The sequence below is a fragment of the Streptomyces sp. NPDC107498 genome (genome assembly GCF_055582805.1).
On the sequence record NZ_JBVJPE010000013.1, the window covers coordinates 133,951 to 151,000 of the forward strand.

Below are 17,050 nucleotides of genomic sequence, written 5' to 3' on the forward strand. Positions count from 1 at the left end.
CCGGGCACCGGCACGCCTCGGGGGCACCAGGCTCCGGCTCCGTGTTCCTCGACGGTGCCGGCGGTCACGTCCCGGGCGGGGCATTCCGGCTCTGCCGCGTGTGGGGGCGGCTCACGGACCGGGGTGTCCCCTGCTCGGGCGGAGCCGAGAGCTCGGGGAAGGGTCGGCGCCGGATGCGCACCGGCTTCCCCCCGTACGGGCATGATGACGACGGGCCCACTCTACCGGCCCGTAGGAACGCTCCCCGGGGGTGGGAGGCGCCTCGCGGACCGGCGCCCGCGCGGGCCCCGGACGGGCTTCGCGGGCACGCCGCCGGGAACCGGCCGACCGGCCGCCGGGCCGTGCCGCCGACCACGCGGGCGCGTGGACCGGGAGGGCGGGCAGGACCGCGAGGGCGGACACGCGCCCACCGGGACGGTGCCGGGCGGCCTCACACCGCGACGTACGCGACGGGGTCCGTGCCCGCCACCGGCTCCGCGCGGCCGAGCTTCACCAGACGGCGGACGTGGGCCTCGGCCTCGCTGACGGCGATGTTGCGGGAGCCGTGGGGGATCTGCTCCCAGGGGCGGTTCCACTCCATGCGCTCGGCGAGCTGCCAGGGCGTGAGCGGGGCCGCGAGGAGGGCGAGGAGGCCGGTGAGGCGCTCCTCGTGGTGGTCGAGGAGTTCACGGACCCGGCCGGCGGCGTCGGTGAAGGCGTACTGGTGGGCGGGGAGGACCTCGGCGACGCCGAGGCGGCCGATCCGTTCGAGCGAGTCGAGGTAGTCGCCGAGGGGATCGGTGGCGGTGCCGTCGTCGGGGTCCTCGTACAGGCCGATGTGCGGGGAGATGCCGGGCAGCAGGTGGTCGCCGGAGAAGAGCCGGCCGTGGCCGGTCAGCCGGGAGGGGTGCTCCTCCTCCAGGTGCAGACAGACGTGCCCGGGGGTGTGGCCGGGCGTCCAGATCGCGCGCAGCCGCCGTCCGGCCAGGTCGAGGAGCTCGCCGGGGACGATCTCGCGGTCGGGGAGGGCCGAGCGGAGGCCGGGCAGGGTCCGCGTCCGTCCGGCGGCGCGGGCGGCCCGCAGCGGGGCGACGTGCTCCTCGGGGGCGCCGACGGCGGCGAGTTTGCGGGCGAGGTAGTCGAACCAGGTGCCGGGCTCGGACTCGCGGGTGCGGCGGACGACGGCCGTGTCGGCGGCGTGCATGGCGATCCAGGCCCCGGACTCCTCGCGGACCCGGCCGGAGAGGCCGTGGTGGTCGGGGTGGTGGTGGGTGACGACGACGCCGTGGACCTCCCGTACGGACAGCCCCAACGCGTCGAGTCCGCCGGTGAGTTCGTCCCACGAGGCCGGGTCGTCCCAGCCCGTGTCGACGAGGACCGGGCCGCGGCCGGTGTCGAGGACGTGGACGAGGGTGTGGCCCAGCGGATTGTCCGGGATGGGCACCCGCAGGGACCAGACGCCTCCGCCGTGCTCGGTCACCTGGGTCATGAGCGTCCTCGTCTCTGCGCACCGGTACGGCCATTGCCCACCATAACTAGAACTGGTATCAGTTCTGAAGCACCGTCAGGAACTCAGGGCAATTCCATCTCCTCGGGAGGCAGCGGTCATGACCGAGCTTGTGGAGCACGGAAGGCTGTTCATCGGCGGGGAGCTGGCCGAACCCCTCGGTGACGGGGTGATCGAGGTGATCTCCCCGCACACCGAGCAGGTCATCGGCCGTGTCCCGCACGCCTCCGAGGCCGACGTCGACCGGGCCGTCGCCGCCGCACGCCGGGCCTTCGACGAGGGGCCCTGGCCCCGGGCGACGGTCGAGGAGCGGATCGCCGTCGTCGGCCGCATCAAGGACGCGATCGCCGCGCGGTACGAGGAGATCGGCCGTTCCATCAGCGCGCAGAACGGCTCCCCGTACTCCTGGTCCGTCCTCGCCCAGGCGCTCGGCGCGATGATGGTCTGGGACGCGGCGATCACCGTCGCCCGGGACTTCCCGTACGAGGAGCGGCGCGCCGGCGCCCTCGGACCGCTGCTCGTGCGGCGCGAGCCGGTCGGCGTCGTCGCGGCCGTCGTCCCGTGGAACGTGCCGCAGTTCACCGCCGCCGCCAAGCTGGGCCCCGCGCTGCTCGCCGGCTGCACGGTGGTCCTCAAGCCCTCGCCGGAGTCGCCCCTCGACTCGTACATCCTCGGCGAGATCGCGGCCGAGGCCGGCCTCCCGGAGGGGGTCCTGTCGATCCTGCCCGCCGACCGCGAGGTCAGCGAGTACCTCGTCGGCCACCCCGGCGTCGACAAGGTCTCCTTCACCGGCTCGGTCGCCGCCGGCAGGCGGGTCATGGAGGTCGCCTCCCGCAACCTCACCCGCGTCACCCTCGAACTGGGCGGCAAGTCGGCCGCCGTGATCCTGCCGGACGCGGACCTGGAGGCCGCCGTCGCCGGGATCGTCCCGGCCGCCTGGATGAACAACGGGCAGGCGTGCGTGGCCCAGACCCGCATCCTCGCGCCCCGCTCGCGCTACGAGGAGATCGCCGAGGCCTTCGCGGCGGCGGCCGGCGCGCTCGTCGTCGGCGACCCGCTCGACCCGGCCACCCAGGTCGGCCCGCTCGTCGCCCGCCGCCAGCAGCGGCGCTCCCTCGACTACATCGGGATCGGCCAGGCGGAGGGCGCGAAGCTGCTCACCGGCGGCGGCCGCCCGGACGGCCTCGATCGGGGCTGGTACGTCGAGCCGACCCTCTTCGGGGACGTCGACAACTCCATGCGGATCGCCCGCGAGGAGATCTTCGGCCCGGTCGTCTGCCTCCTGCCGTACGGGGACGAGGCCGAGGCCCTGCGGATCGCGAACGACTCCGACTTCGGGCTCAGCGGCAGCGTCTGGACCGGGGACGTGGAGCACGGGATCGACTTCGCCCGGGGCGTGCGCACCGGCACCTTCAACGTCAACACCTTCAGCCTCGACATGCTCGGCCCCTTCGGCGGCTACAAGAACAGCGGCGTGGGGCGGGAGTTCGGGCCCGAGGGCTTCGGCGAGTACCTGGAGCACAAGATGATCCACCTGCCGGCCGGATACGGGGACGCGTGATGGGCGACCGCTGGCACGTCGAGGTCGACCGGAGCGTCTGCATCGGCTCCGGCATGTGCGTCGACCACGCCCCGGCCGGCTTCCGCCTCGACACGGCCCGCCAGTCCCACCCGGTGGAACCGGAGACGGACGCGGGCGAACGCCTCCTCGCGGCGGCGGAGGGCTGTCCGGTGGAGGCGATCCTGATCACCCTGGCGGACGGAGGGGAGCCGGTGTTCCCGCCGGAGGAGTGACCCGGGCCGACGGCGGGGGAGCGCGTCGGATGGACGGTGCCCTCGTTCCCGCGTGCAAAACTGTGCCCCGTGAAAACGGGGGCAAGAGGCCTTCGTGCGTGCTGATTCGGGAGTGTTGTGCGCAAGGCGATGTGGGTGGCCGCGGCCGCCGGTGTGGCGCTGCTCGTCGCGGGCTGTGGCGGCGAGGGCGGTACGGACGAGAGCGGTTCGTCCTCGGCCGGTTCGGCCGCGACGGGCGGCTCCGGCGCGGGCGGTTCGAGCGAGGGGAAGCTGGACGCGGCCGCGGTCACCAAGGAGTTGACGGACGCGGCGACGGGCGCCGGCTTCACGCAGGACTCCTCGGGCGAGGCGGTGCCGCCGGCACTGAAGGACTGCATGGTCTCCTGGACGGCCGACGCCGAGAAGGCCGCCGACCCGAAGAAGTCCTACGCGGACACGGTCGCGACCCTGACCGGCGGTGGCTGGGCGGAGGGCAAGTCGGTCGAGCAGATGGGCTCTCAGATCAAGTCCCTGACGAAGAGCACCTGGCGGCTCCAGGCCAGCAACCACTCGCAGGGCCCGCTGAAGCTCGTGATGTTCGTCGCCACCGACGCCGGCCCGGAGTGCCAGGCGGCCATGGAGGCGGAGAACGCCAAGCACAAGAAGCCCTGACCCGGAGCCGCTCGTGCCCCCGCCGGGGGTGCGAGCGGCGCTCCTCAGCCCGTCGGCTCCGGTGCCGTCAGGTCGATCAGCCGGCAGACCGTCTCGATGTCGATCTTCACCTGTGCGATCGAGGCGCGTCCGGACAGCCAGGTGATCAGCGCCGAGTGCCAGGTGTGCTCGATCACCCGGACCGCCGAGAGCTGGCTCGGGGTCGGGTGCTCCGCCCCCATCGCGTCCAGGATGATCGCCGTCGTCAGCCGGGAGACCGTGTCGACCTCGGGGCTCACGCTGCGGTCCGCGAAGGTCAGCGCCCGCACCATCGCGTCGGCCAGCTGCGGTTCCCGCTGGAGCGCCCGGAAGGCGCGCATCAGGGTCTCGGCGACCCGCTCCGCCGGGTCCGCGCCGCCGGGCGGCCGCTTCCGCAGCGTGGTGTGCATGTGCTGGAGCTGGTCCTGCATGGTCGCCACGAGCAGGTGGATCTTGGAGGGGAAGTAGCGGTAGAGCGTGCCGAGGGCGACCCCCGCCGCCTCGGCGACCTCCCGCATCTGCACGGCGTCGAAGCCGCCCCTGGCGGCGAGCTGGGCGCTGGCGTTCAGGATGCGGCGGCGCCGTGCCTCCTGGCGCTCCGTGAGGGGCGGCGACGCGGGTCTGTGGTCCGCCCTGTGGTCTGCGGTCATGAGGTCCCGTTCCGTGCGGCTTCCGTGCGGGGGAGCGACAGTATGGCGGCGCGACCGCCGTGGCGCGAATCACCTGTTCCGGCTCTCACCACGGAGCTACCTGCCGGTAGATTCTGTGCTCCTTGAAGGATCAAGAACGATCAAGTCTGTAACTTGTTCTAGATTAGCGCGAGCGGTTACGCTCCGGCGAAACGCACGCTCGAAGGGGGTCGCGCATGACCGCTGAGGCCATAGAGGCAAGCCCCCGGCAGGGCGTCACCGCGGCCGGTGACGGTCCGTTGCGGATCGCTCTCCTCACGTACAAGGGGAACCCGTTCTGCGGGGGTCAGGGCGTCTACGTCCGGCACCTCTCCCGCGAGCTCGCCCGCCTCGGGCACACCGTCGAGGTCATCGGCTCCCAGCCGTACCCGACGCTCGACGAGGGCGTGCCGCTCACCGAGGTCCCCAGCCTCGACCTGTACCGCTCGCCGGACCCCTTCCGGACCCCGAAGCGCGACGAGTACCGGGACTGGATCGACGCCCTCGAGGTCGCCACCATGTGGACCGGCGGCTTCCCCGAACCGCTCACCTTCTCCCTGCGCGCCCGGCGCCTGCTCGCCGCCCGCCGCGGCGACTTCGACGTCGTCCACGACAACCAGACCCTCGGGTACGGACTCCTCGGCGGCCCGCGCGCCATCGGCGCGCCGCTCGTCACGACGATCCACCACCCGATCACCGTCGACCGGCAGCTCGAACTCGACGCCGCCGCCGACTGGAGGCGCCGCGCCTCCGTCCGCCGCTGGTACGCCTTCACCCGCATGCAGAAGAAGGTCGCCCGCCGGCTGCCGTCCGTGCTCACCGTCTCCGGCACCTCCCGCCAGGAGATCGTCGAGCACCTCGGCGTCCGCGAGGACCGCATCGAGGTCGTCCACATCGGCGCCGACACCGACCTCTGGTCCCCGGACGCGTCCGTCGCCGAGGTCCCGGGCCGGATCGTCACCACCTCCAGCGCCGACGTCCCCCTCAAGGGCCTCGTCCACCTGATCGAGGCGCTCGCCAAGCTCCGCACCGAGAACCCCGACGCACACCTGGTCGTGGTCGGCAGGCGCGCCGAGGACGGCCCCGTCGCGCAGGCCATCGAGCGGTACGGGCTCGACGGCGCCGTCGAGTTCGTCAAGGGCATCAGCGACGCCGAGCTCGTCGACCTCTACCGGTCCGCGCAGGTCGCCTGCGTGCCCTCGCTGTACGAGGGGTTCTCGCTGCCGGCCGCGGAGGGCATGGCGACGGGGACTCCGCTGGTCGCCACGACCGGTGGGGCGATCCCCGAGGTCGCGGGGGCCGACGGCGAGACCTGTCTGGCGGTGCCGCCGGGCGACGCGGGGGCGTTGGCCGCCGCGCTCGGGCGGGTGCTGGGCGATCTCGATCTGCGGACCCGGCTCGGTGCCGCCGGTCGTGCACGGGTCCTGGCCAACTTCACCTGGGCCCGTGCGGCGCAGGGCACGGCCGAGCTGTACCGCGAGGCCGTGGCCCGGCAGGGTGCCGGAGTCCGCCGGTGACACGTCGCCATCGCTGCCGGGTGCGGCCCGGTGATGGGGTGGTGCCCACCCGTTCCGCCCTGCGGAACGCCTGCCCGCAACCCTCCGTCAACCCCGAAAGGCAGACCTCGTGCTGACCGTCGACTTCACCCGCTTCCCGCTCGCCCCCGGCGACCGTGTGCTCGATCTGGGCTGCGGTGCGGGCCGGCACGCCTTCGAGTGCTACCGGCGCGGCGCCCAGGTCGTGGCCCTCGACCAGAACGGCGAGGAGATCCGCGAGGTCGCCACGTGGTTCGCCGCCATGAAGGAGGCCGGCGAGGCCCCCGCCGGCGCGACCGCCACCGCGATGGAGGGCGACGCCCTCAACCTGCCGTTCCCCGACGAGTCCTTCGACGTCGTCATCATCTCCGAGGTCATGGAGCACATCCCCGACGACAAGGGCGTGCTCGCCGAGATGGTCCGCGTCCTCAAGCCGGGCGGCCGGATCGCGATCACCGTGCCCCGGTACGGCCCCGAGAAGGTCTGCTGGGCGCTCTCCGACGCGTACCACGAGGTCGAGGGCGGCCACATCCGCATCTACAAGGCCGACGAGCTGCTCGGCAAGATCCGGCAGGCCGGCCTCAGGCCGTACGGCACCCACCACGCGCACGCGCTGCACTCGCCGTACTGGTGGCTGAAGTGCGCCTTCGGCGTCGACAACGACAAGGCGCTGCCGGTCCGCGCGTACCACAAGCTCCTGGTCTGGGACATCATGAAGAAGCCCGCCCTGACCCGGGTCGCCGAGCAGCTGCTCAACCCGGTCGTCGGCAAGAGCTTCGTGGCGTACGCGACCAAGCCCCACCTCCCGAAGGCCGCCGCGGCCCCCGCCGACACCGCGGACGCGGCCAAGTGACGTCCCCCGAGCGGATCGCGGAGCACCTCGTCCTGCCCGGGGTGCTCACCGCCGAGCAGGCCGCCGAGACCGTGGCGGGGATACTCGCCGTGCAGCGCGAGGACGGCGCCGTCCCCTGGTTCCGCGGCCACCACCTGGACCCGTGGGACCACACCGAGGCCGCCATGGCCCTGGACGCGGCCGGCGAGCACGCCGCCGCGACCCGCGCCTACGAGTGGCTCGCCCGCCACCAGAACGCCGACGGCTCCTGGTACGCGGCCTACCACGACGGCGACCCGGAGCAGGTCACCGACCGGAGCCTGGAGTCCAACTTCGTCGCGTACGTCGCGGTCGGCGTCTGGCACCACTACCTCTCCACCGGCGACGACGCCTTCCTCGACCGGATGTGGCCCGTCGTCTACGCGGCCGTGGAGTTCGTCCTCGGGCTCCAGCGGCCCGGCGGCCAGATCGGCTGGAAGCGCGAGCCCGACGGCACGCCGGTGCACGACGCGCTGCTCACCGGCAGCTCCTCCATCCACCAGGCACTGCGCTGCGCCCTCGCCATCGCCGAGGTCCGCGAGGAGCCGCAGCCCGACTGGGAGCTGGCCGCCGGAGCCCTCGGCCACGCGATCCGCCGGCACCCCGAGCGCTTCCTCGACAAGTCCCGCTACTCGATGGACTGGTACTACCCGGTCCTCGGCGGCGCGGTCACCGGAGCCGAGGCGCGGGCCCGGATCGAGGCCGACTGGGACCGGTTCGTCGTCCCCGGCCTCGGCGTGCGCTGCGTGGTGCCCAACCCGTGGGTCACCGGCGGCGAGAGCTGCGAACTCGCCCTCACGCTCTGGGCGATGGGCGAGTCCGACCGGGCCCTCGCGATCCTCCAGGACATCCGGCACCTGCGCGCCGGGAACGGCATGTACTGGACGGGGTACGTCTTCGAGGGCGCCACGGAGGACGACAAGGCCGTGTGGCCCGAGGAGCAGACCGCCTGGACCGCGGGCTCCCTCCTCCTCGCGGTCGCGGCCCTCGGCGGCGAGGAGGCGACGGTCGCCGTCTTCGGCGGCGAACGGCTGCCGAGCGGCCTGGAGCCCGACTGCTGCGCCTGACCTCCCGGCGGACCGGACCTCGGGGAACGAGGTCCGGCCCGGGCTCCGGCGGGGCCCGGCCCCGTTCGGAGCCGTCCGGCTGGCGGGCGCGGGACCCCCGGGTGAGGCTGGCGGCACCGTCACCAGGGAGGTCCCGTCGTGCCCAGAAGTGTTTCGCGCGGAGTCGTGGCGCTGCTGCTGTCCTGCGCCCTGCTCCTGACCACCGCCGCCTGCGACAGCAACGACGACACGCAGGGCGCGACCGCGGCCTCCACCCCCTCGGCCTCCGCGAGCTTCCAGCAGCAGAAGCTGGCGAAGACGCGGTTCGTGGCCAATGCCGGGCTGGCCGCGGGCGCCACGTACCAGTGGATCGTGAAGCCGTACCGCGCGGGGAAGTTCAAGAAGGGCGCGGACGGCCGGACCCTCACCCTGGTGAAGGCGGGTCTCGCGGGCGCGTTCACGTACAACCGGCTCAAGGCGGCGGTGAACAACGCCAAGGGCGACCCGCTGCTCTCGAAGGCGGTCGCGCCGCTCTCCGCCGGGATCGACTCGCTCAAGGACCTGGGGACGAAGCTCCGCAAGGGCGACGCGGGCGACGCGGACGTCGGCGCCTTCGAGGGCGTCATCAACAGCGTCAAGGAGGCGGGGAAGAACGCCGGCGCGAACGTCGTGGACAAGGTCCCCAGCGCCTCCCAGCTGAGTGGCGGCTGACGCCTAGGCGTTGAGCTCCGCCAGCAGGCGGAGCGCGGCGGGGTCCGGTGAGGTGACCAGCAGGTCCGTCACCGGGCCCCGCCGCCACGCCTCCAGGCGCCGGGCGATCCGCTTCCGGGGGCCGACGAGCGAGATCTCGTCCGCGAAGGCGTCCGGCACGGCGAGCACGGCCTCCTCGCGCCGGCCCGCCGCGAACAGCTCCTGGACGCGACGGGCCTCCTTCGCGTACCCCATGCGTCCCATCAGGTCGGCGTGGAAGTTGCGGGCCGCGTGCCCCATGCCGCCGATGTAGAAGCCGAGCATCGCCTTGACCGGGAGCAGTCCCCCGGCCACGTCCGCGCAGAGCCGCGCCCGGACCATGGGGGCGACGAGGAAGCCCTCGGGAAGGGTCTCCGGCAGGGCGTACACCTCGGCCCAGCGGTCGGGCGTCCAGTAGAGGGGCAGCCAGCCGTCGGCGATCGCGAGGGTCTGCGCGATGTTCCTGGGGCCCTCGGCGCCGAGCAGGACGGGGACGTCGGCGCGCAGCGGATGGGTGATCGACTTGAGGGCCTTGCCGAGGCCGGTGCCGTCCGGACCGTCGTACGGGTGGGAGTGGTGGAGCCCGTCGAGCCGGACGGGGGCCTCGCGGCGCAGCACCTGGCGGACCACGTCCACGTACTCGCGGGTCGCGGTCAGCGGGGAGCGGGGGAAGGGGCGCCCGTACCAGCCCTCGACGACCTGCGGCCCGGACAGGCCGAGCCCGAGCAGCACGCGTCCGCCGGAGAGGTGGTCGAGCGTGAGCGCGTGCATCGCGGTGGTGGTGGGGGCGCGGGCGGCCATCTGCGCGACGGCGGTGCCCAGCCGGACGCGGCTGGTGTGGGCGGCGATCCAGGTCAGCGCGGTGAAGGCGTCGGAGCCCCAGGCCTCGGCGGTCCACACGGAGTCGTAGCCGAGCCGTTCGGCCTCGCGGGCGAGGTCGAGGCGGTCGGGGGAGGGGCCGCGGCCCCAGTAGCCGAGGGCGAGTCCGAGTCGCATGCCCCGCATCCTTTCTGACGCTCCGTCAGGTGTGTTGCGGGGACTGTACGGCAACGGCCCCCCGCCCGGAAGGGATTCCGGGCGGGGGGCCGTTCGCGAGCGGGGATCAGCCGCGCTGGATGCCCGTCGTGTCCTGGAGGACGCCGCGGCGGCCGTCCTGCGTCTGGGCCACCAGGCCCGGGCCGCGCTGCTCGACCGCGAGGTACCAGGTGCCCGGGGCGAGCTCGGCGATCGGCGCCTGGGAGCCGTCCTCCGCGTACAGCGGACGCGCGACCGGGACCGCGAACCAGAAGGGCGCGAAGTCCGAGGCCGGCTGCGCGGCCGGAGCGGCCGCCTGCGGCTCGGGCTGCTGCGCGGCCTGCGGCTGCGGGGCGGCGGCCTGCGCGCCGAACGGCTGACCCGCACCCTGCGAGGGGTCCTGCGGCCCGCCGTACGGCTGCTGCTGCGCGCCCGGGTAGCCGTAGCCGCCGGGGACGCCCGGCTGACCCGGCTGGCCGTGCTGCATGCCGTACGGCTGCGGGGTCTGCGGCTTGGGCGCGCCGACGAGCGGGGCCTTGAGGGCGGGGACCAGCGGACCGGCGACGGCGGCACCGGCCAGGACCAGGGCGGCGATGAGGCCGAGGATCAGGCCGGCGCCGGCGTTGTCCGCCTCGAAGATCCACATGAGCAGCGTCCAGGCGGACGCGAGGGTGAACGCGGCGCCGACCTGGCCGAGCTCCAGGCCGGCCACCTTGCGCGGCTGCGGCAGGGAGCGGGAGACGACGACGAGGGCGGCGCCGACGATGCCGAGGAAGAAGGAGCCCCAGCCGAGCTGCGAGAACTCCCACGAGTTCGGGGTGTCGACCTTGTCACAGATGTCGGCGCCGGCGTTGCAGCCGGCGATGCCGAGGAACGAGGCGATGAACAGCACCACCGCTGCACCGATCAGCACGCCATCGCCTCGGGTGAGGGAGCGGATATTCACGTAAGAGTCCTTCGTCGGGTCGTCGGTCGTCGCGTCGGGGTGGCGCTCAGGTTCATGACAGGAGGGTGGCCCCATCGTACGGAGCGAATCTATCGCCCGCCGGTACTACCCCCGGAGGTAGGTGGCGATGCCGTCCGCCAGCCCCTGGGCCGCCTTCTGCCGCCACGTCGACGACGTGAACAGCCGGGCGTCCTTCGGGTCACGCATATTGCCGCATTCGACGAAGACCTTGGGGACGGTCGAGAGATTGAGGCCGCCCAGGTCGTCCCGTACGTCCAACCCCGTACCGGAACCGATGTAGTTGGCGGGAGAGGTCCCGGTGGCACGGGCGAAGCGCTCCGCGATCCGCTCGCCGAGGGCGCGGGAGGGGGCGACGATCTTCGCGGTGTCGGCGGAGCCCGCGCGCACCTTCGCGGGAAGGATCACGTGGAAGCCGCGGTGGCCCGCGGCCGAGCCGTCCCCGTGGACGGAGACGACGGCGTCGGCACGGGCGGCGTTGCCGATCCCGGCCCGCTCGTCGATGCAGGGGCCCCAGGGGCGGTCGCCGTCGTGGGTGAGCACCACCTCGGCGCCGCGCGCGGTGAGGAGGTCCCGCAGCCGGTGGGAGACGTCGAGGGTGAAGGAGGCCTCGGTGTAACCGGCGTCGGTGGAGGTGCCGGTGGTGTCGCACTCCTTCCGGACCGTCCCGATGTCGACCTTCTTGTTGATTTCGGTGGAATGGCGGAAATTGCCGGAGTTGTGACCGGGGTCGATGACGACGGTCTTCCCGGCGAGCGAACGGCCCGCCGGGGAGGCGGGCAGCGGCGAGCGGGCGGGCCGGGGGGCGGAGGGCGAGGCGAACGGCGGGCGGGACTGCGTCCCGCTCTCGCTCCGGGTCGTCTCGGTCCCCCGGGCCTTCCCGTTCGGCGGCGAGGCCTGGGAGGCCGCGCACCCGGCGAGCGCGGCGCAGCAGCCCGCGGCGGCGAGGGCGAGGGCGAGGGTACGGCGGGCGGTGTTCCGGTGGTCGTACGGCACCCCGCGACTTTAGGCCCTGTGCGGGGCGAAATGCCGCAGGGATGCGTAGCAGGTTGGTCACCGTCGTCACGGACCGGTGGACGCGTGTGGGCGAACCGTGAAGGGTAGGTCGGAACAAGGCGGCGGTGGGGTGCTGCCGCGCACCGGACCCGCGAGGGGGAACCGTGGTGGGGGAAGAACCGAACGACGCACGTCCCGAACCGAACGACAGACCTCCGGGCGGCGACTGGTTGATCAAGGGGAGCGGCCCGGCGCCCGGCACGCCGTCGGGAACGGCTCCCGGGGACTCTTCGGGAGGGCCGTCCGGAACGGCCTCGGAGGGCTCCTCGGGAGCGCCTTCCGACGCTCCGGCGGGCACGCCTGCGGGGGCGCGCTCCGATGCTCCGGCGGGTAAGCCTGCGGGGGCGTCTTCCGATGGCCCGGCGGGCACGCCTGCCGGAGCGCGCTCCGATGCGCCTGCGGACGCACCGCCCTGGGCCGCTCCGGCCCCGGCCGCCCCCGCGGCGCCGCTCCCGACCCCGCCCCCGGCCCCGGCGGCTCACGACGTCCAGGCTCCGGAGGCCTCCGGCGCTCCGGCCGCCGGCTCCGGCGCCGGGACGCCCACGCTCGCCTTCGGGGCGCCGGCCGGTGCCGGGTCCGGGGCCGGGTCCGGGGCGCGGGCTGAAGGGGCGGGCGCCACTCCGTCCGCCTCCCCGCCCGGGCCCCCGACCGCGCCCGGCTGGGCAGGGGCCGGGACCGTGCCGCCGCCGCCCGGCGCCCCGCCCGGTTTCGGGCCGCCGCCGGGGTACGGGCCGCCCGGTTACGGCCCGCCGCCGGCGCCCGGCCCCGCGCAGCCGCCCGGCGACGCGAACCCCGCCCAGGCCGCCATGATCGGCCTGCTCAACCTGTCCTGCCTCGGCCTCGGCTACGTCCTGCTGCGGAACTGGATCGGCGCCGCGCTCTGCTGGCTCGCCACCGCCGCCCTGCTCGTGGCCGCGCTCCCCGCCGACGTCGACGGCGTGCCCGTCGGGCTCCTCGCCGGCTACGGGGTCTTCCTGCTCGCCGTCGCCGCCGACGGAGCCCGGCGCGGACTGCGCGCCACGCTCCGGATCGGCGCCTCCTTCCGGCGCCTGGCGCTGCCGCTCGCGCTCGTGCTGCTCGCCGTGCCCGCCGGAGGCTCCCTCGCGTACGGCGCCGCCCGCGACGAGGCGAAGGAGCAGGCGCTGCTCGAACGGCTCGCGGCGGCCGACGCCCAGGTGAAGGAGGCCGACGGCCTCGCCTTCGAGCAGGCCGAGCCGACCCTCCGCAAGGCGCTCGACACCTACGCGGACCTCGGCACGAAGCACGCGGGCTCGCGGGCCGGGAAGCTCGTCCCCGCCCGCCTCGACGCGTACTACAAGACGGTCTCCGCCCCCTACGGGAAGAAGGAGTACTGCGCGGCCGTCCCGCCGCTCAAGCACCTGCGCGAGCTCCCCTCCACCGTGGACAAGGAACTGCTCGGCTCCCGGCCCGCCAGGACGGACGAGCCGCTGGCCGAGTCGCTGTACCAGTGCGGTACGGCGGCGCTCGGCGTGCGGACGGCGAACCCGCCGGCGAGCGAGAGCCTCAACGCGCTCCTCGACACCTTCCCGAAGTCCGCCCAGGCGACCCGCGTCGAGCCGGCCGTCCGGGAGGCGATCCGGACCCGCACGGCCGCCCTCGGCGGCACCGAGCCCTGTGACGCCACCGACCAGCTGCGCACGCTGGCCTCCTCCCTGGACGCGATGCCCGACCCGTTCCTCGGAGGGACGCCGAAGGAGGCGGCGGACGCGGTCCAGAAGGGCGACTTCGCCTGCGGGACCGACCACTTCAAGGACAAGGAGTTCAGCGAGGCGGCCACGGCCATGACGGACTACGCCAAGGCGTACCCGAACAGCCCGAAGGCCGCCCACGCCCGCTCGATCGCCATCGCCGCCGAGATCGCCGAGGAGGAGCCGGAGGCCGGTCGGAGCCTGCCGTCGGCCGACGTCCCCGGCGGTGCCCGGATGGTCATGGTGGTGAGCAACGACGGCCCCGGCGAGGTCGAGGTGCTCTACACGGGCCCGATGACCGGCAGGGTCACCCTCAAGGCGTGCGGGACCTGCAAGAAGTACCAGGCCTCGCTGGCCGCGAACGCCCCGAAGATCAAGGCCTGCACGGGGCCGTCCTCGAAGTACCCGAAGGCGACCCTGCTGCTGCCCGCCGGCGACTACCACTTCCTCCAGAAGCGGGCGGCCACCGGGGCCTCGTCGGCCGGGGACACCAAGTCGAGCAAGACGAAGATCGAACCGGGCTACAGCTACACGAACTGCCTGTACGTGACCTCGCTGTTCTGAGGTCCGGGGATCAGGCCGGGCGGCGCAGCACCCGCAGCGAGTCGGTGACCGAGACCTCCTCGAAGTCACCCGACTCCAGGGCGCGGAGGTAGATCCGGTACGGCGCCTGGCCACCGTCCTCCGGGTCCGGGAAGACGTCGTGGATGACGAGCAGGCCCCCGGGGGCGACCTTGGGGGCCCAGCCCTCGTAGTCGTTCGTGGCGTGCTCGTCGGTGTGCCCGCCGTCGACGAACACGAGCCCGAGCTGCCCGCCCCACACCTTCGCGACCTGCGGCGACCTGCCGACCACCGCGATCACGTGCTCCTCGAGCCCCGCCTTGCGCAGGGTCCGGCGGAAGGTCGGCAGGGTGTCCATGACCCCCACCTCCGGGTCGACCACGGTCTCGTCGTGGTACTCCCAGCCCGGCTGCTGCTCCTCGCTGCCCCGGTGGTGGTCCACGGTCACCGCGACCGTCCCCGCCTGCCGGGCCGCGTCGGCGAGCAGGATCGTCGAGCGCCCGCAGTACGTCCCGACCTCCAGGAGCGGCAGCCCGAGCTTCGCGGCCTCGGCAGCCGCTCCGTACAGCGCCAGCCCCTCCCCGACGGGCATGAAGCCCTTCGCGGCCTCGAAGGCGGCAAGAATCTCGGGCGCGGGCACGGACATGGTCACTCCTACTGGCGGGTACGCGGGTACGGTCGCCCATCGTGCCCTACGCGTCGCACGCGAACCACACCGTCTTCCCGTCGGCCCGCTCCTCGACCCCCCACCGGTCCGCCACCGCCTCCACCAGGACGAGCCCCCGCCCGCCCTCGTCCAGCGGCCCGGCCGCCTTCGCGCACACCGCGCCGGGCACGCCGTCCGCGACCTCGACCCGCAGCCCGTACGGCTCCCGCAGCATCAGCACGGAACACCGCCGGCCCGGCACGTGCCGCACGACGTTCGCGACGAGCTCGGTGAGCGCGAGCGTCGCCGGGTCGGCGAGGTGGTCGAGCCCCCAGCGCGTGAGGAACATGCGCAGGATGCGACGCATGTGCCCGGCGGAATGCTCACCGACGGTGAACCCCATGCGGTAACTGGTGGCAAGTTCTGCGGGATAGAGGTCGGTTGCCTGATTCATGCCCCCAGGGTGGGGCGGTTTCGTTACGCTCGGCTACGGTCTGAACACAACGCCTCGGTGCGTCTGCTTGGGGGTGACCTCGCCGTGGTCAACATCCGCAGCCTGGATCCCAGCGCCTCGCCGCTGGACTACTACGGGTACGAACTCCGCCGACTGAGGGAGGAGGCCGGGCTCAGTCAGTCGCAGCTCGGCGACATCCTCTTCTGCACCGGCTCGCTGGTCGGCCAGATCGAGACGGCGAGAAAGGTCCCGACCAGGGAGTTCTCGGAGCGGCTCGACGCGGCGCTGCTGACGGGCGGCTTCTTCACGCGGCTGGCGGGGCTGGTGCTGAGGAGCCAACTGCCGTCGTGGTTTCGTCCGTACGCGGAGATGGAGGCGAGGGCGACGTACCTCTGCTCGTTCCAGGCGCAGCTGGTCGACGGCCTGCTGCAGTCGGAGGGATACGCCCGGGCTGTCCTGAGCGCCGGATCCGAGAGCGATCTCGACGGACTGGTCGCGGCCCGCATGGAGCGCCAGCGGATCCTGGAACGTGAGAACCCACCCCTGCTCTGGGTCGTCATGAGCGAGGCGGTGTTGCACCAGGAGGTCGGAGGGCGGGAGGTGATGCGGCAACAACTGGACCACTTGTTGGGGATGCAACAACGCGAGTGGGTGAAGATTCAGATGCTCCCCTTCGAGGTCGGCGCACACGGAGGGCAGATGGGCTCCTTCAACCTCCTCCGCTTCGAGAACGACCCCGACCTCGTCTATACCGAGGACTTCGTCCAGGGTCATATGACCGTGGATTCAGCCGCGTTCAGGCGAGGGTCACTCCGTTACGATCACCTCCGAGCGGCCGCTCTCTCGGTGGAGGACTCGACCGCGCTGATCACCCGCGTCATGGAGGAACACTATGGAGAGCAACCAGAACCTGGCGGGAGCGCGCTGGCGTAAGTCCTCGTACAGCGGAGACACCGGCGGGCAGTGCGTCGAGTGCGCCCCCCGCGGCGCCGCCGCCTGGCGTAAGTCCTCGTACAGCGGAGACAACGGCGGCGAGTGCGTCGAGGTCGCCGACCTCGCCGCCCACATCGCGATCCGCGACTCCAAGAACCCCGAAGGCCCCGCCTTCCTCGCCGCCCCCGCCGCCTTCACGGCCTTCGTGAGCGCCGCCGCCGAGGGGCGCATCGGTCGCTGACCGTGGCGACCCTCGTGGGGATGGTGATCCTCGCCCTCGTCCTGCCGACATGGGCGGGGATCACGTACGTGGGGCTGGTACGGGCCCGGCGGGAGAACGCCGCACCGCCCCCGCCGCCCCGGCCCCGCCGCACCCCCACCAAGAAGGTCGCCTGTACCGCCGGACTCACCTTCCTCGCGGGCGGCGCGCTGCACCTGTACGGGCTGTCGTACCTGCCGTTCCTCTTCCCGGAGGACGCGTGCTGGTTCACCGCGGGGGCGAAGGTCATGCCGGACTCCAGCAGCGCACTGCCCGTCAGCCTGGTCTGCCAGGGCGCGGAGATCGTCCCGTGGTGGGTCAACCCCGGACTGCTCGTCCTCGCGGCCACCGCCGTCGCCGCGACCGTCACGAGCGTCGCCCTTGCCGTGAGGCGTCGGGCGGGCAGCTGAACACCACTTCTGGTCAATCCATGACCGGCAACCTTCGCGGACCGCGGATTTCCCTTGCCTCATCTTGCTCGCTCGGGGTTGAGTGGCGTCGCGCCCGTCGGGGACCGACCATCCCCCTCACGACGCACGCACGTCATAGGCGGTCGGGGGACCACACCGCCCACCGGGGGAGAGCAGCATCGCCATGCCGTGATGCCCGGCTCACCGTGAACGGCGCCCGGGTCTCCCCGGCATGCCTTCGTTCTC

General features: G+C 73.3%; 18 protein-coding genes. 11 read left to right on the forward strand and 7 right to left on the reverse strand.

Translation table 11 applies throughout. From position 1 onward, the window contains the following. Nucleotides 1–430: 430 nt before the first annotated feature. Nucleotides 431–1,468, reverse strand: coding sequence for an MBL fold metallo-hydrolase (locus ACZ66Z_RS23245; RefSeq protein ID WP_469936841.1), 1,038 nt, complete (start codon nt 1,466–1,468; stop codon nt 431–433). A 118-nt stretch (nt 1,469–1,586) separates the two neighbouring features. On the opposite strand from ACZ66Z_RS23245, the gene ACZ66Z_RS23250 reads away from it, so the two are divergent. From ACZ66Z_RS23250 to ACZ66Z_RS23260, 3 genes are all read left to right on the forward strand, one after another. Continuing rightward, a complete protein-coding gene (locus ACZ66Z_RS23250; protein WP_469936843.1) occupies nt 1,587–3,047 on the forward strand; it encodes an aldehyde dehydrogenase in 1,461 nt (486 codons plus the stop codon). Then, nucleotides 3,047–3,280 (forward strand): ferredoxin, encoded by a 234-nt coding sequence (locus ACZ66Z_RS23255; RefSeq protein WP_469936845.1) that lies wholly within the window; start codon nt 3,047–3,049, stop codon nt 3,278–3,280. The genes ACZ66Z_RS23250 and ACZ66Z_RS23255 overlap by 1 nt, the downstream gene beginning before the upstream one ends. A gap of 117 nt (nt 3,281–3,397) precedes the next feature. Beyond that, nucleotides 3,398–3,931, forward strand: a complete 534-nt coding sequence (locus tag ACZ66Z_RS23260) for a hypothetical protein (protein ID WP_469936847.1) — start codon at nt 3,398–3,400, stop codon at nt 3,929–3,931. Nucleotides 3,932–3,975: 44 nt separating this feature from the next. Here ACZ66Z_RS23260 and ACZ66Z_RS23265 read toward each other — a convergent pair whose 3' ends face one another. After that, nucleotides 3,976–4,599, reverse strand: coding sequence for a TetR family transcriptional regulator (locus ACZ66Z_RS23265; RefSeq protein ID WP_469936849.1), 624 nt, complete (start codon nt 4,597–4,599; stop codon nt 3,976–3,978). Nucleotides 4,600–4,814: 215 nt separating this feature from the next. On the opposite strand from ACZ66Z_RS23265, the gene ACZ66Z_RS23270 reads away from it, so the two are divergent. From ACZ66Z_RS23270 to ACZ66Z_RS23285, 4 genes are all read left to right on the forward strand, one after another. Further along, nucleotides 4,815–6,134, forward strand: coding sequence for a glycosyltransferase family 4 protein (locus ACZ66Z_RS23270; RefSeq protein ID WP_469936851.1), 1,320 nt, complete (start codon nt 4,815–4,817; stop codon nt 6,132–6,134). Nucleotides 6,135–6,243: 109 nt separating this feature from the next. After that, nucleotides 6,244–7,005, forward strand: coding sequence for a class I SAM-dependent methyltransferase (locus ACZ66Z_RS23275; protein WP_469936853.1), 762 nt, complete (start codon nt 6,244–6,246; stop codon nt 7,003–7,005). Further along, on the forward strand, nt 7,002–8,090 hold the full coding sequence (locus tag ACZ66Z_RS23280; protein ID WP_469936855.1) for a prenyltransferase/squalene oxidase repeat-containing protein: 1,089 nt from the start codon (nt 7,002–7,004) through the stop codon (nt 8,088–8,090). The genes ACZ66Z_RS23275 and ACZ66Z_RS23280 overlap by 4 nt, the downstream gene beginning before the upstream one ends. Before the next feature lie 138 nt (nt 8,091–8,228). Continuing rightward, nucleotides 8,229–8,780: a hypothetical protein gene (locus tag ACZ66Z_RS23285; protein WP_469936857.1), complete on the forward strand. Its 552-nt coding sequence runs from the start codon at nt 8,229–8,231 to the stop codon at nt 8,778–8,780. Between the two features lie 3 nt (nt 8,781–8,783). On the opposite strand, the gene ACZ66Z_RS23290 is transcribed toward ACZ66Z_RS23285, so the two are convergent. From ACZ66Z_RS23290 to ACZ66Z_RS23300, 3 genes are all read right to left on the reverse strand, one after another. After that, nucleotides 8,784–9,794, reverse strand: coding sequence for an LLM class F420-dependent oxidoreductase (locus ACZ66Z_RS23290; RefSeq protein WP_469936859.1), 1,011 nt, complete (start codon nt 9,792–9,794; stop codon nt 8,784–8,786). 106 nt (nt 9,795–9,900) lie between these two features. Next, a complete protein-coding gene (locus ACZ66Z_RS23295) occupies nt 9,901–10,758 on the reverse strand; it encodes a hypothetical protein (protein ID WP_469936861.1) in 858 nt (285 codons plus the stop codon). Between the two features lie 105 nt (nt 10,759–10,863). Then, nucleotides 10,864–11,772, reverse strand: coding sequence for an N-acetylmuramoyl-L-alanine amidase (locus ACZ66Z_RS23300; protein WP_469936863.1), 909 nt, complete (start codon nt 11,770–11,772; stop codon nt 10,864–10,866). 737 nt (nt 11,773–12,509) lie between these two features. On the opposite strand from ACZ66Z_RS23300, the gene ACZ66Z_RS23305 reads away from it, so the two are divergent. Beyond that, nucleotides 12,510–14,105, forward strand: a complete 1,596-nt coding sequence (locus ACZ66Z_RS23305; protein WP_469936865.1) for a hypothetical protein — start codon at nt 12,510–12,512, stop codon at nt 14,103–14,105. A 10-nt stretch (nt 14,106–14,115) separates the two neighbouring features. On the opposite strand, the gene ACZ66Z_RS23310 is transcribed toward ACZ66Z_RS23305, so the two are convergent. Then, the gene (locus tag ACZ66Z_RS23310; RefSeq protein ID WP_469936867.1) at nt 14,116–14,748 is read right to left on the reverse strand and encodes a class I SAM-dependent methyltransferase; all 633 of its coding nucleotides are present in this window, start codon (nt 14,746–14,748) and stop codon (nt 14,116–14,118) included. 46 nt (nt 14,749–14,794) lie between these two features. Then, entirely contained in the window at nt 14,795–15,202 is a 408-nt protein-coding gene (locus tag ACZ66Z_RS23315) for an ATP-binding protein (protein ID WP_469936869.1), read from the reverse strand. Nucleotides 15,203–15,286: 84 nt separating this feature from the next. Between ACZ66Z_RS23315 and ACZ66Z_RS23320 the strand changes: the two genes are divergently transcribed. The 3 genes from ACZ66Z_RS23320 to ACZ66Z_RS23330 are packed head-to-tail and all read left to right on the forward strand — an operon-like array spanning nt 15,287 to nt 16,804. Further along, nucleotides 15,287–16,135, forward strand: coding sequence for a helix-turn-helix domain-containing protein (locus tag ACZ66Z_RS23320; protein WP_469936871.1), 849 nt, complete (start codon nt 15,287–15,289; stop codon nt 16,133–16,135). After that, nucleotides 16,095–16,376: a DUF397 domain-containing protein gene (locus ACZ66Z_RS23325; protein WP_469936873.1), complete on the forward strand. Its 282-nt coding sequence runs from the start codon at nt 16,095–16,097 to the stop codon at nt 16,374–16,376. The genes ACZ66Z_RS23320 and ACZ66Z_RS23325 overlap by 41 nt, the downstream gene beginning before the upstream one ends. A gap of 20 nt (nt 16,377–16,396) precedes the next feature. Then, nucleotides 16,397–16,804, forward strand: a complete 408-nt coding sequence (locus ACZ66Z_RS23330; protein ID WP_469936875.1) for a hypothetical protein — start codon at nt 16,397–16,399, stop codon at nt 16,802–16,804. Nucleotides 16,805–17,050: the final 246 nt, after the last annotated feature.

Excerpts from the sequence above, each read along its gene's own strand:
- ACZ66Z_RS23245 (WP_469936841.1), bottom strand. The coding sequence starts at position 1,468 with ATGACCCAGGTGACCGAGCACGGCGGAGGCGTCTGGTCCCTGCGGGTG.
- ACZ66Z_RS23250 (WP_469936843.1), top strand. The coding sequence starts at position 1,587 with ATGACCGAGCTTGTGGAGCACGGAAGGCTGTTCATCGGCGGGGAGCTG.
- ACZ66Z_RS23255 (WP_469936845.1), top strand. The coding sequence starts at position 3,047 with ATGGGCGACCGCTGGCACGTCGAGGTCGACCGGAGCGTCTGCATCGGC.
- ACZ66Z_RS23265 (WP_469936849.1), bottom strand. The coding sequence starts at position 4,599 with ATGACCGCAGACCACAGGGCGGACCACAGACCCGCGTCGCCGCCCCTC.
- ACZ66Z_RS23270 (WP_469936851.1), top strand. The coding sequence starts at position 4,815 with ATGACCGCTGAGGCCATAGAGGCAAGCCCCCGGCAGGGCGTCACCGCG.
- ACZ66Z_RS23290 (WP_469936859.1), bottom strand. The coding sequence starts at position 9,794 with ATGCGACTCGGACTCGCCCTCGGCTACTGGGGCCGCGGCCCCTCCCCC.
- ACZ66Z_RS23310 (WP_469936867.1), bottom strand. The coding sequence starts at position 14,748 with ATGTCCGTGCCCGCGCCCGAGATTCTTGCCGCCTTCGAGGCCGCGAAG.
- ACZ66Z_RS23315 (WP_469936869.1), bottom strand. The coding sequence starts at position 15,202 with ATGAATCAGGCAACCGACCTCTATCCCGCAGAACTTGCCACCAGTTAC.
- ACZ66Z_RS23325 (WP_469936873.1), top strand. The coding sequence starts at position 16,095 with ATGGAGAGCAACCAGAACCTGGCGGGAGCGCGCTGGCGTAAGTCCTCG.
- ACZ66Z_RS23330 (WP_469936875.1), top strand. The coding sequence starts at position 16,397 with ATGGTGATCCTCGCCCTCGTCCTGCCGACATGGGCGGGGATCACGTAC.